Raw genomic sequence first — 12,384 nt, 5'->3', positions numbered from 1 at the left:
GCTTACCTCTTCTTCTTCGCGTGACGCGAACGGATGATCATCTTGTCCGTCTGCTTGTTGTTGCGGGTCCGGGCGCCCTTGGTCGGCTTGCCCCACGGGGTCACCGGATGACGGCCACCCGAGGTGCGGCCTTCACCACCGCCGTGCGGGTGATCGACCGGGTTCTTCGCAACACCGCGCGTCAGCGGACGACGGCCCATCCAGCGGCGACGACCGGCCTTCGCCAGCGTCTGGTTCGAGTTGTCGGGGTTCGACACCGCGCCAACCGTACCCATGCAATCGCCACGCAGGTAACGCTGTTCGCCCGAGTTCAGGCGAACGATCACCAGGCCGCGGTCACGGCCAACGATCTGGATGTACGCACCGGCAGAGCGAGCGATCTGGCCGCCCTTGCCCGGCTTCATTTCAACGTTGTGGCAGATCGTGCCGACCGGCATCTGCGACAGGAGCATCGCATTGCCCGGCTTCACGTCGACGCGTTCGCCGGCCACCACCGTATCACCAACGCCGAGGCGCTGCGGAGCGATGATGTAAGCCAGTTCCCCGTCTTCGTACTTGATCAGCGCGATGAACGCCGTGCGGTTGGGGTCGTATTCCAGACGCTCAACCGTAGCAGGAACGTCCCACTTGCGGCGCTTGAAGTCGATGAAACGATACTTCTGCTTGTGACCGCCAGCGATACCGCGCGAGGTCACGTGGCCCTTGTTGTTACGGCCACCGGTCTTGGTCTTACCTTCGGTAAGCGCCTTGACCGGCTTGCCCTTCCACAGGCCGGACTTGTCGACGAGGACCAGTCCGCGGCGCGCGGGGCTCGTCGGTTTGTAGTTCTTCAGTGCCATGATCCGCGCCTCAGATACCGCTGGTGACGTCGATCGACTGGCCTTCGGCCAGCGTCACAACCGCCTTCTTCACATCGGAGCGCTTGTAGGGCTTGCCCTTCCAGCGCTTCGTCTTGCCCTTCTGGACAAGAGTGTTCACACCCTTGACCTTCACGTCGAACAGAGCCTCGACCGCTTCCTTGATCTGCGGCTTGGTGGCGCTATCGGCGACCTTGAAGACAACCGCGTTGTTTTCCGACAACAGCGTGGCCTTCTCGGTGATGTGGGGCGAAAGGATCACGTCGTAGTGACGCACATCCACGTCCTGCTTCTTAGCCATTGAACCGCGCCTCCAGTTTTTCGACCGCCGCGCGGGTCAGCACCAGCGTGTCATGCTTCAGGATGTCGTAGACATTCGCGCCGACAGCCGGGAGCACATTGATGTTCGGCAGGTTGCCGGCGGCGCGGGCGAAACCTTCGTTCACCGCTTCACCGTCGATCACCAGCACCTTCTTGCCCCAGCCCGCATTGGCGAGCTGACCGGCGAGCGCCTTGGTCTTGGCATCCTTCAGCTCGAGGCTGTCGACGATGACGAGACCTTCCTTGGCGCGAGCCGAGAGAGCCATCTTGAGGCCCAGCGCGCGCACCTTCTTGTTCAGCGACTGGCCGAAATCACGAGCGCGGGCGCCGTGAGCCTTACCACCGCCGATGAAGATCGGAGCCTTGCGGTCGCCATGACGAGCCGTGCCGCCGCCCTTCTGGCGACCCCACTTCTTGCCGGTGCGGGCAACGTCCGAACGCTCGCGGGTCGGACGAGCCGTACCGCGACGGTTTTCGAGCTGCCAGGTGACAACCCGGTGCAGGATGTCGGCGCGCGGTTCGAGACCGAACACGGCATCCGAAAGTTCGATGTCGCCGGAGGCCTTGCCGCCTTCCAGGGTCTGTACCTTGACCTTCACGACTTAGCCCTCCTGGCCTTCGGCCGCCTCGACCGCCGGTGCCGCATCGGCAGGCGTGTCGGCAGGCGCCGCATCATTGCTGTTCAGGCCCTTGAGGCCAGCGGGGTACGGCGCTTCGGCGTGACGCGCGACCTTCACCGCATCGCGAACGAGCAGCCAGCCGTTCTTCGAACCGGGGACAGAACCCTTCACGAAGATCAGGCCACGCTCATCGTCCGTGCGAACGACTTCGAGGTTCTGCTGCGTGCGCTGACGATCACCCATGTGACCGGCCATCTTCTTGTTCTTGAAGACGCGGCCCGGATCCTGGCGCTGACCGGTCGAACCGTGCGCACGGTGACTGATGGAGACGCCGTGCGACGCACGCATACCCCCGAAGCCCCAGCGCTTCATGGCGCCCGCAAAGCCCTTGCCCTGCGTGTGACCGGTGATGTCGACCAGCTGGCCGGCAACGAAGTGCGATGCCGCAATGGTCGAACCGACTTCGACAACCGCATCTTCAGCGACGCGGAATTCCGCAACCTTGCGCTTGAGCGGCACGCTCGCCTTGGCGAAGTGCTCACGCTGCGGCTTGTTGACGTTCTTCTGCTTGGCCTCGCCCGAACCAACCTGGAGGGCGGTGTAACCGTCCTTCTCGTCGGTACGAACGGATACGACCTGACAATCCTCCAGCGCCAGAACGGTGACCGGTACGTGGCGGCCATCCTCCTGGAACAGGCGGGTCATCCCGACTTTCTTAGCGATCACGCCAGTGCGCATGATCCATACTCCTACAGAGGCCTACGCGGGCCCATCCCGCGAAGGCGTGTTCAGCCCAAAATGTGAAGCGAGCCCCGTCCGGGCTGAAACACCGCTTCCCCAAAAAGAGGTCGCGAGACGGGGGACGCTTGCCCGGCAGAAACCCGCAGGTTCGGCCGGAGGTATCCCTGATTTCACGGATGGCGATTTCGCCCACCCAACCCGCGCTTTTAACGACGTGCGGGAGTCGCTGCCGCCCTTAGGGGCAAACCGGCGATTAGGCCAGCTTAATTTCGACGTTCACGCCCGCGGCGAGATCCAGCTTCATCAGCGCATCGACCGTCTGGGCGTTGGGCTGCACGATATCCAGCAGCCGCTTGTAGGTGCGGACCTCGAACTGCTCGCGCGACTTCTTGTCGATGTGCGGACCGCGGTTCACGGTGAACTTCTCGATGCGCGTCGGCAGCGGAATGGGCCCACGAATAAGAGCGCCGGTGCGGCGGGCGGTTTCCGCAATTTCGCCAGTTGCCTGGTCGAGCACGCGATGATCGAACGCCTTGAGGCGAATGCGGATGTTCTGAGCTTCCATGTCCACTTACCGATGCGAAAGAGCCAAGGGAACGACCATCGATCGGCCACCCCCAAATAAAAATGAAGACCGCCCCACATCACCGGACCTTCAAGGAAGGTTCACGGGAACGGGGCGACCCCCAGAATTCCGACCGGCCGAATCCGTCAGGACCCGGCCGGAGCGGCGCCTATATTACTTCGTGATCGAGCTGACAACCCCCGAACCGACGGTGCGGCCACCTTCGCGGATTGCGAAGCGCAGACCTTCATCCATCGCGATCGGAGCGATCAGCTTCACGCCGATCGTCACGTTGTCGCCCGGCATGACCATTTCGGTGCCTTCGGGAAGGATCACTTCACCGGTCACGTCGGTCGTGCGGAAGTAGAACTGCGGACGGTAGTTGGCGAAGAACGGCGTGTGACGGCCACCTTCGTCCTTCGACAGAACGTAGACTTCGGCGCTGAATTCGGTGTGCGGCGTAACCGAACCCGGCTTCGCGAGAACCTGGCCGCGCTCAACCGCTTCACGAGCGATACCACGGATCAGGGCACCGACGTTGTCACCGGCTTCACCGCGATCGAGCAGCTTGCGGAACATTTCAACGCCCGTAACGGTCGTCTTCTGCGTGTCCTTGATGCCGACGATTTCGACTTCGTCACCCACGTTCACAATGCCGGTTTCGATACGGCCGGTCACAACCGTACCGCGACCCGAGATCGAGAACACGTCTTCGATCGGCATCAGGAACGGCTTGTCAACCGGGCGTTCCGGCTGCGGGATGTACGAGTCGACGGCAGCCATCAGTTCCTTGATGGAGTTTTCACCGATCGCTTCGTCACGGCCTTCGAGAGCGGCCAGAGCCGAACCCTTGACGATCGGAATATCGTCGCCCGGGAAATCGTAGCTCGAAAGCAGTTCGCGAACTTCGAGTTCAACCAGTTCGAGAATTTCTTCGTCGTCGACCTGATCGACCTTGTTCATGTACACGACCAGAGCCGGCACGCCGACCTGGCGGGCGAGCAGGATGTGTTCGCGGGTCTGCGGCATCGGGCCGTCAGCAGCGTTCACCACCAGGATCGCGCCGTCCATCTGGGCGGCACCGGTGATCATGTTCTTCACGTAGTCGGCGTGGCCCGGGCAGTCGACGTGCGCGTAGTGGCGCGCGTCGGTTTCGTATTCCACGTGAGCGGTCGAGATCGTGATGCCGCGCTCGCGCTCTTCCGGAGCCTTGTCGATGTTTGCGAAATCGACGGGAGCACCCATGACCTTGGTGATGGCCGCGGTCAGCGTGGTCTTGCCGTGGTCGACGTGACCGATGGTGCCGATGTTGCAGTGCGGCTTGTTCCGCTCAAATTTTTCCTTCGCCATTGTCTCTTAACCTCTATTCCTAGAACTTAGAATTCCACGGGAGAAAAGCGGCACCCGGTGAATCAGGCGCCGCCCCTAAACGGTCGCTCGCCTTTAGGCAAGCTTCTCCTTGACTTCAGCAGCGACATTCGCCGGCACTTCATCATAGTGCGAGAACTGCATGCTGTATTGCGCACGGCCCTGCGTGAAAGAACGCAGTTCGTTCACGTAACCGAACATGTTCGCCAGCGGCACATTGGCTTCGACAGCCTGGGCGTTGCCGCGGGTGTCGGTGCCCTGAATCTGGCCACGACGCGAGTTGAGATCGCCGATGACGTCGCCGAGATATTCGTCCGGCGTCACGACTTCCACTTTCATGATCGGTTCGAGCAGCTTGATGCCGGCCTTGCTGGCAACTTCGCGCATCGCACCGCGACCGGCGATTTCGAACGCGATCGCCGACGAGTCGACGTCGTGATACGCACCGTCATACAGAGTGACGTCGAAATCGATGATCGGGAAGCCCACCAGGAAGCCGCTGGCCGCCTGTTCGCGCATGCCCTTTTCGATCGCGGGGATGAATTCCTTCGGAATGTTACCGCCCTTGATCTCGTCAATGAAGTTGATGCCCTGGCCGCGTTCGCCCGGAGCCACCTTCACCTTCACGCGGCCGAACTGGCCCGTGCCGCCCGACTGCTTCTTGTGCGTGAAATCGACATCGACCGGCTTGGCCAGCGATTCGCGATAAGCCACTTGCGGCGCGCCGACGTTGGCTTCGACCTTGAATTCGCGCTTCATGCGATCGACGAGAATATCGAGGTGAAGTTCCCCCATCCCCTTGATGATCGTCTGGCCCGATTCATGGTCGGTCGTGACCCGGAACGACGGATCCTCGGCAGCCAGACGGTTGAGCGCGACGCCCATCTTTTCCTGGTCGGCCTTGGTCTTGGGTTCCACCGACAGTTCGATAACCGGTTCGGGGAATTCCATCCGTTCGAGAACGATCGGCTTCGCCGGATCGCACAGCGTATCGCCGGTGGTGGTTTCCTTGAGACCGGCCACGGCAACGATGTCGCCTGCGAACGCTTCTTCGATGTCTTCGCGGTTGTTGGAATGCATCAGCAGCATGCGGCCGATCTTTTCCTTCTTGTCCTTCACCGAATTCAGCACCGAACCCTTGGCGAGACGGCCCGAATAGATGCGGGTGAAAGTCAGCGAACCCACGAACGGGTCGTTCATGATCTTGAACGCCAGCGCCGCGAACGGTGCGTCGTCGCTCGACGGACGGCTGTCTTCCTCGTCGCTGTCGGGCTTCACGCCCTTGATCGCCGGAACGTCGATCGGGCTCGGCAGATAGTCGACAACGGCATCGAGCAGAGCCTGCACGCCCTTGTTCTTGAACGACGAACCGCACAGGACCGGAACGAACGCCTGGCCCAGCGTGCCCTTGCGGATCAGCTTCTTCAGCGTCGCCGCATCGGGGATGTTGCCTTCGAGGTAGGCTTCCATCGCCTCGTCGTCCTGTTCGACGGCGAGTTCGATCAGCTTTTCGCGATATTCGGCAGCCTTGTCCGCCATGTCGGCCGGAATTTCTTCATAGAAGAATTCGGCGCCGAGCGTTTCATCCTTCCAGATGATCGCGCGATCGTTGACGAGATCGACGAGGCCCTTGAAATCGGATTCCGCACCGATCGGGAGATAGAGCACCAGCGGCGTCGCGCCGAGACGGTCGATGATCGTCTGCACGCAGTAATAGAAGTTCGCACCGGTCCGGTCGAGCTTGTTGATGTAGCACATGCGGGGCACGCCGTACTTGTCGGCCTGGCGCCACACGGTTTCCGACTGCGGCTCCACGCCGGCAACGCCGTCGAACGCGGCAACCGCGCCGTCGAGAACGCGCAGCGAGCGTTCCACTTCGATGGTGAAGTCCACGTGTCCGGGGGTGTCGATGATGTTCAGGCGGTGCTCTTCGCCCTGCCCGTCATTGGCTTTCCAGAAGCAGGTCGTCGCGGCCGACGTGATGGTGATGCCGCGTTCCTGTTCCTGCTCCATCCAGTCCATCGTGGCGGCGCCGTCATGGACTTCGCCGATCTTGTAGGACTTGCCGGTGTAGAACAGAATCCGCTCGGTCGTGGTGGTCTTGCCGGCGTCGATGTGCGCCATGATACCGAAATTGCGGTAGCGTTCGATGGGATGGCTACGTGCCATGGGGAATTCCTTGGATGATGGGGGCTCCCGGAAGGGACAGCCCCCATATGGTTACGATTGTTACAATCGAAAGTCTTTCCGGCGCGAAGCTTACCAGCGGTAGTGGCTGAACGCGCGGTTGGCGTCGGCCATGCGGTGGGTGTCTTCCCGCTTCTTGACCGCGTTGCCACGGTTGTTCGCCGCATCCAGCAGTTCGCCCGAAAGACGGGCAGCCATGGTGGTTTCCGCACGGCCGCGGGCCGCGTTGATCAGCCAGCGAATGGCCAGCGCCTGAGCGCGTTCGGGGCGGACTTCGACCGGGACCTGGTAAGTCGCACCGCCAACGCGGCGGCTGCGGACTTCGATCTGCGGGCGCACATTGTTCAGCGCATCGTGGAAGACCTGGACCGGATCGCTCTTGGCCTTCGCTTCGACCGTTGCGAGCGCACCGTAGACGATACGTTCGGCAACCGACTTCTTACCGTCCAGCATGAGGTTGTTCATGAACTTGGACAGCACCTGATCACCAAACTGGGGATCGGGCAGGATTTCCCGCTTCTCGGGACGACGACGACGTGACATCGGATATTTCCTTTCACACGGCGGCACCGCTCAATCGAGCGTGCCAGCCTGAAACCTTACGAACTCGCGCGCGAGCCTTACTTGGGCCGCTTCGCGCCGTACTTCGAACGGCTCTGCTTGCGGTCCTTCACGCCCTGCGTGTCGAGCACGCCGCGCAGCACGTGGTAACGCACGCCGGGAAGGTCGCGCACACGGCCGCCGCGGATCAGCACAACCGAGTGTTCCTGCAGGTTGTGGCCTTCGCCGGGGATGTAGGAGATGACTTCGCGCTGGTTGGTCAGGCGGACCTTGGCAACCTTGCGGAGAGCGGAGTTCGGCTTCTTCGGCGTCGTGGTATAGACGCGGGTGCAGACACCGCGCTTCTGCGGGTTCTGATCCATGGCAGGGACCTTGCTCTTGGTCTTCTGCGGAACGCGACCCTTGCGGATCAGCTGGTTGATTGTCGGCATTGAATACCTTCACCTGGTCTAGGCGATACCGTGGATGAAGGATCTGGTCTTGCGCACCGCCCCGCCCCGCGCCCCGAGGACGCAAACCGGAAACCAGCCATGCCGCCCGAAAGCCGCCCTGGCGCACACAAGCCGAATCGCTCCACCCAACTGATCGCCGGGTTACTTTGACGGCTGCCCCGCTGTTCGCCCGCCTGTGAGGCCGCAGCAAACCCAATAGAAAAAGGCAAAGGTTTCAAAACCCAAGCCCCGGGACATAACCGGCAATGTTCAGCTCTATCTCCCCGCAAGGCAGGAACCCCCGCCTTTCGGATCGCGCGCCCTTAAGGGAATTGCCCGGTTCGGTCAAGGACGCTGCGCCGTCCGCCGGTCCCCGATCCACCCTTTGGGCCCACGCCGCGCGCCCCAACGGCATGGCGCGTTTTTCCATCCGGCAGGCGCGCGTTTATTGCCTACCAATCTGATAGGGATATAGTGCACGGGTCGGAACGTGTTCCAAGTCGACCGGCTTTCGCGTCAAACAAGGAGAAACACCATGACCGATCGCACGGCGGTTTCGCAGGAAATCGCGCCAGAACCACGTATCCTTATCGTTCCCGGCCACGATGCCGACGATGCCCAGCATTGGCAGCGGGCATGGGCGGCCACGCGCCCGCATTGCGAACGGCTCGATCTCGGCCTGTGGGACAATCCGCACCGCAACACCTGGGTCAACAAGCTCAATCTCGCCATCAACCGGCAGGATCGCCCGGTGGTGCTGGTGGCTTATGGGCTGGGTTGCCTGACCGTGGCGTGGTGGGCCGAATACGAACGCCCGGCCATAAACGATCCGGTGGTCGGCGCACTGTTCGTCGCCCCGCCCGATATCGACCGGCCCGGTATCGATCCACGCGTGGCGAAATTCGGCGCGGTGCCCCGGCGGGAACTGCCCTTCCCCGCTTTCCTCGTCCCCTGCGTGGAAGACCGGCTGTGCAATTATCGTACCGCCTACAGCCTCGCGCAGGATTGGGGCGCCAATTTCATCGATCCGGAAGACAACGAACAGGAAACGGGCCATCCGCACGACAAGCGATGGCCGCTGGGTGAAGTGCTGCTGAACCGCTTGCTGCGCAATCACGCGCGGCCCCGGCCCTTGCCCGCTGGCGCACACGCGCGCGGCGCGGTCCATGGAGGGTTGGCGGAAGGCACCGCGCCCATGCGAAGCCGTTCCACCCCGTTGTAATGTCAGCCGCGGGTGGGTGCGGCGCCGGGCGTTCAGCCGCCCGACGCAGCGCCCGCCGCATGATGGCCCGCAATCCAGCCGAACACCATCGAAGGGCCAATCGTCGCCCCGGCCCCGGGATAAGTGCGGCCCATCACCGGGGCCGCATTGTTGCCGGTGACGAACAGCCCTTCGATCACGCTGCCGTCTGGGCGCAAGACGCGGGCATGTTCATCGGCCATCAGCCCGCCTTTGGTGCTCAGATCGCCAGGCCAATAGCGCACCGCATAGAACGGCGCCTTGTCCACCGGCCCGAAGGAGCGGTTCGGCCGATGCGTGGGATCGCCGTAATATTCGTCATAGACGTTATCCCCCCGGTCGAAATCGGTATCGACGCCGGTCCTGGCCATGGCGTTGACGCGGGCGACCGTTTGCACCAGCCCCGCCGCATCGATGCCGCATTTGCCCGCCAGTTCCTCCAGCGTCTCCCCCTTGATGAAGAAGCCGCTGTCCACCATCGGCCGGGTGATCCGGGGCGGAATCTGGCCGAAGAAATAGCGGTTGCGATAGCGCGTATCGAACACCAGCCAGCTCGGCACCGCAGGCACGGTCTTGTCGCGGTCGAGCATCGCCTTGCCCGCATCGACATAAGAGGCGGCCTCGTTGGTGTAGCGCTGCCCCGAATGATCGACGATGATCGAGCCGGGCAGCGTGCGTTCCCAGATGCCGACATTGATTTGTCCGGCGGGCGTGATCGAAACCGGATACCACGTTGCCGCATCCATCAACGCCAGTTCCGCGCCCGCAGCCGCGCCGATCTTGTGCCCATCGCCCGTATCGTCCGGGCTGGCGGGGCTCCATTCGCCGGTCACCCCCTGCAAGGGCATGCGGTAGGCCGCATCCTTGGCAAAACCGCCAGCCGCCATCAGCACGCCGCGTGGGGCGGCAATTTCTTCCTCCCCGTTGGCCGTGCCGACTTTCACCCCCGTCACCCGTCCGGTTTCATCCTGCACCAGGCTGCGCAGCGGTGTATTGAGCCGCAGGGGAATGTCCAGCGACTGCACCACCGCCATCAACTGCGCGACGAGCGTTTCCCCCATCGAAAGCGGCACCTGCCCTTTCAGCCGGAAAGCGATCGTCCGCCCGATCACGCGCAGAAACCCGGCGAGCGAGTTCAGCGAACGCAGAGAGGTGGGAATCTTGGGCGCGGCATCGGTGGTGATCGCCAGCGGCCGCATGCCGGAGCGGCGCATGGTCGCCAGCCTGTCACCCAGGCGGTTGGCGTCGAAATTCGCGGCTTCCAGCGTCCGCCCGACTTTGGCCCCCGGCTGCTTCTGGTAATAGTCCGGATACTTGGGCGCGCGGATCCATTCGAAACCCAGCTTTTCAAGGCCCAGCACCATGGCCGGGCCCGCCGCGAGATAGGCCAGTTTGCGCGCGCGGCTGCTGGCCGGGCCGACATCGCCCACTGTCGCTTCGAGATAGGCCAGCGCCTCCGCATCTGAATCGGGCACCTTGTCGCGCTGCATAAGCGGATTGTTGGGAATCCAGACCCCGCCGCCCGAAAGCGCGCTGGTGCCGCCCCAGACCGCTGCCTTTTCGATAATGACCGGATTCAATCCGCATAGCTTGGCCGCAATCGCCCCAACCAGGCCACCCGCCCCCGAACCCACAACAACGAAATCAACAGCCATGCAATTCTGGTCCCCATTTCCTTGCCGGGTGCCTATCTTTTTTGCGAACCGATCACAAGTCGGCCCGCCGTTGCCCCCGTCCGGCTTATATTTCGCGAGTCCACATTGCCATGCCGGGCCCGTTTGCACAGGACGGGCGCTCCCCGGGCCTGAGGCTGACAAGGGGCGAACTGCACCCTTTCCATCCCTGCTGACCCGAACCCCGAAAAAGAGCCTGAAGCGCTCTTTTCGGCTGGCCAGCCGGGCCGAATTGGACGCGGGGAAGGATTGGTTAAGTTTTGCGGACTAACCAAGGTTTCGGAAACGTATAGATTCTCGGGAGGGATCATGCCCGTCACGTCGCTCCGTCCGCATCGCCGCTTCGCGGTGCGTCAGAAAGTACGGATCGCGCATAGCGCCGGACACTATGCCAACGGCCTGCTGATCGAACTGTCGATCAGGGGGTGCCGGATCAGCAATTCGGATCAAACCGTGTTTGCAAATGGCGATCCGGTGACGCTGGAAATCGGCGGTTTTGCGCCGATCCATGCCAATGTGCGGCTGGCGGACAAAAGCGTTCTCTGCCTCAATTTCGTGGAGCCGCTCTACACGCCCGCGCTGGACCGGCTGATCGACCAATGCCGCACCGCCACCGCGCATGACCCCGCCGTGCTGCGCCATGCGGCGCGCGTATAACGCCGCTGCCGCAAGAGCGCGCTTGGCGCGACTCGCCCATCGCTGATACCATTTGCTCATGATCCGGCATGCCGGCGCGATCGCCGCATGCCGACGGTTAGGCTGCTGTGGCAACCATGCTCCATCACCGCCTGCGCGCCACGGCCATGTGGAAAGACGATCCGATGCAGACGCGGAATGAACTCTCACGCTGCCTGCAGCATGTGCACGACGAAGTGCTGATGGCGCTCGATGCGCCCACTTCACGCGAAGAATGGCGGCATCGCAGGCAAGCGGACAAATACCTGAGCAAGGCGATCCGTATGATCGGCCGGGAACGGGCGGCTGACGCAGAGCCCAAGGCGCACTGACGAACGCTGCGGCCTCAGGCGCGAAGCCTCGGCCCAACGCAAAGGCCCCGGGATGCGAAACCGTGCATCCCGGGGCCTTTCGAATAGTGCGATCAGACAATCGAATCAGGTGGAACGGCCGGGGAGCAAATGGCTCTGATCTTCCTCCACCGCGGGCGCGGGCTTCGCGGCCGGTTTGGCGGGTTTCGCCACATCGGCGACCGGCTGCGGCTTGTCCGAGCGCTGGATGCTCTCGCAATTGCCGCTGCTCGCACGGGTAACCTGCGGTTGCTGGCCCGAACCGTCCGAACGCCATTCGACGCTCTGCGTGCAACCGTTCTTGCCGTTGGACGACGAATAGAAGCTGTACTGCACCACCGCCCCCGACGGCAGCGCGCCTTCGGAAACGAGCAGCGTCTGGCCGTTGCCCCGCGTTGCGCCCGCCGTATCGGCCTGCATGGCTGCGGCGGCGCGTTCCATCTGGGCAATCTGCTGCATCATCGCGTGATGGCGCTGTTCCATCTGTGCCATCATCAAATCCATCTGGGCGAACGGATCGGCGAATGCCACCGGTATGGCGATGCGCTGCGGGGCGGCCTGCGCCGCCACAGTCTCGCCACGCACAACCTGGATTTGCGGGGCCACGTCACCGATGTAATGAATCTGCGCCACACCGCCATCGAGCAAGTCGACTTTCATCACGTGGACGCGCTCGGCCGCCGTTACCGCCACGCCCGCCACAGCAACAGCGACAATGCCTGCGGCAAGGGCCGTACGAAGCTTTCGCATGGGATATCTCCTCATTTGCCAGGGAGACCGAAATCTATGGAACGA

14 protein-coding genes are annotated in these 12,384 nt (G+C 62.8%); 3 read left to right on the top strand and 11 right to left on the bottom strand.

Translation table 11 applies throughout. The features are described 5' to 3' along the window. Positions 1–2: 2 nt before the first annotated feature. From rplB to rpsL, 9 genes are all read right to left on the bottom strand, one after another. On the bottom strand, positions 3–839 hold the full coding sequence (gene rplB / locus K5X80_RS08175) for a 50S ribosomal protein L2 (protein WP_222557261.1): 837 nt from the start codon (positions 837–839) through the stop codon (positions 3–5). 10 nt (positions 840–849) lie between these two features. Further along, on the bottom strand, positions 850–1,158 hold the full coding sequence (locus tag K5X80_RS08170) for a 50S ribosomal protein L23 (RefSeq protein WP_222557260.1): 309 nt from the start codon (positions 1,156–1,158) through the stop codon (positions 850–852). Beyond that, positions 1,151–1,777: a 50S ribosomal protein L4 gene (gene rplD / locus K5X80_RS08165; protein WP_222557259.1), complete on the bottom strand. Its 627-nt coding sequence runs from the start codon at positions 1,775–1,777 to the stop codon at positions 1,151–1,153. The genes K5X80_RS08170 and rplD overlap by 8 nt, the downstream gene beginning before the upstream one ends. Before the next feature lie 3 nt (positions 1,778–1,780). Beyond that, positions 1,781–2,536 carry a 50S ribosomal protein L3 gene (gene rplC, locus K5X80_RS08160; RefSeq protein WP_222557258.1) on the bottom strand — a complete coding sequence of 252 codons (756 nt, stop codon included), beginning with the start codon at positions 2,534–2,536 and terminating at the stop codon, positions 1,781–1,783. Positions 2,537–2,792: 256 nt separating this feature from the next. Further along, positions 2,793–3,104 carry a 30S ribosomal protein S10 gene (rpsJ, locus tag K5X80_RS08155; protein ID WP_040715017.1) on the bottom strand — a complete coding sequence of 104 codons (312 nt, stop codon included), beginning with the start codon at positions 3,102–3,104 and terminating at the stop codon, positions 2,793–2,795. A 174-nt stretch (positions 3,105–3,278) separates the two neighbouring features. Further along, complete coding sequence (tuf, locus tag K5X80_RS08150) at positions 3,279–4,454, bottom strand: elongation factor Tu (RefSeq protein ID WP_222557257.1); 1,176 nt, start codon at positions 4,452–4,454, stop codon at positions 3,279–3,281. A 93-nt stretch (positions 4,455–4,547) separates the two neighbouring features. Continuing rightward, entirely contained in the window at positions 4,548–6,641 is a 2,094-nt protein-coding gene (gene fusA, locus K5X80_RS08145) for an elongation factor G (RefSeq protein WP_222557256.1), read from the bottom strand. 90 nt (positions 6,642–6,731) lie between these two features. Beyond that, positions 6,732–7,202 carry a 30S ribosomal protein S7 gene (gene rpsG, locus K5X80_RS08140; RefSeq protein WP_222557255.1) on the bottom strand — a complete coding sequence of 157 codons (471 nt, stop codon included), beginning with the start codon at positions 7,200–7,202 and terminating at the stop codon, positions 6,732–6,734. Between the two features lie 77 nt (positions 7,203–7,279). Beyond that, positions 7,280–7,651 carry a 30S ribosomal protein S12 gene (gene rpsL, locus K5X80_RS08135; RefSeq protein ID WP_222557254.1) on the bottom strand — a complete coding sequence of 124 codons (372 nt, stop codon included), beginning with the start codon at positions 7,649–7,651 and terminating at the stop codon, positions 7,280–7,282. Positions 7,652–8,186: 535 nt separating this feature from the next. Between rpsL and K5X80_RS08130 the strand changes: the two genes are divergently transcribed. Further along, a complete protein-coding gene (locus tag K5X80_RS08130) occupies positions 8,187–8,873 on the top strand; it encodes an RBBP9/YdeN family alpha/beta hydrolase (protein ID WP_222557253.1) in 687 nt (228 codons plus the stop codon). Positions 8,874–8,905: 32 nt separating this feature from the next. Here the strand turns inward: K5X80_RS08130 and K5X80_RS08125 are convergent, their stop codons facing one another. Beyond that, positions 8,906–10,546 carry an FAD-binding protein gene (locus K5X80_RS08125; RefSeq protein WP_222557252.1) on the bottom strand — a complete coding sequence of 547 codons (1,641 nt, stop codon included), beginning with the start codon at positions 10,544–10,546 and terminating at the stop codon, positions 8,906–8,908. A 327-nt stretch (positions 10,547–10,873) separates the two neighbouring features. On the opposite strand from K5X80_RS08125, the gene K5X80_RS08120 reads away from it, so the two are divergent. Continuing rightward, positions 10,874–11,221 carry a PilZ domain-containing protein gene (locus K5X80_RS08120; protein ID WP_222557251.1) on the top strand — a complete coding sequence of 116 codons (348 nt, stop codon included), beginning with the start codon at positions 10,874–10,876 and terminating at the stop codon, positions 11,219–11,221. A 116-nt stretch (positions 11,222–11,337) separates the two neighbouring features. Beyond that, positions 11,338–11,571 carry a hypothetical protein gene (locus K5X80_RS08115; protein ID WP_222557250.1) on the top strand — a complete coding sequence of 78 codons (234 nt, stop codon included), beginning with the start codon at positions 11,338–11,340 and terminating at the stop codon, positions 11,569–11,571. A 105-nt stretch (positions 11,572–11,676) separates the two neighbouring features. On the opposite strand, the gene K5X80_RS08110 is transcribed toward K5X80_RS08115, so the two are convergent. Beyond that, positions 11,677–12,339: a myeloid leukemia factor gene (locus tag K5X80_RS08110; protein ID WP_222557249.1), complete on the bottom strand. Its 663-nt coding sequence runs from the start codon at positions 12,337–12,339 to the stop codon at positions 11,677–11,679. Positions 12,340–12,384: the final 45 nt, after the last annotated feature.

This window comes from Caenibius sp. WL, from assembly GCF_019803445.1.
Classification (GTDB): Bacteria; Pseudomonadota; Alphaproteobacteria; order Sphingomonadales; family Sphingomonadaceae; genus Caenibius.
The sequence above is the reverse complement of the archived record's forward strand: the minus strand, read 5'-3'. Positions and strand labels throughout refer to the sequence as shown.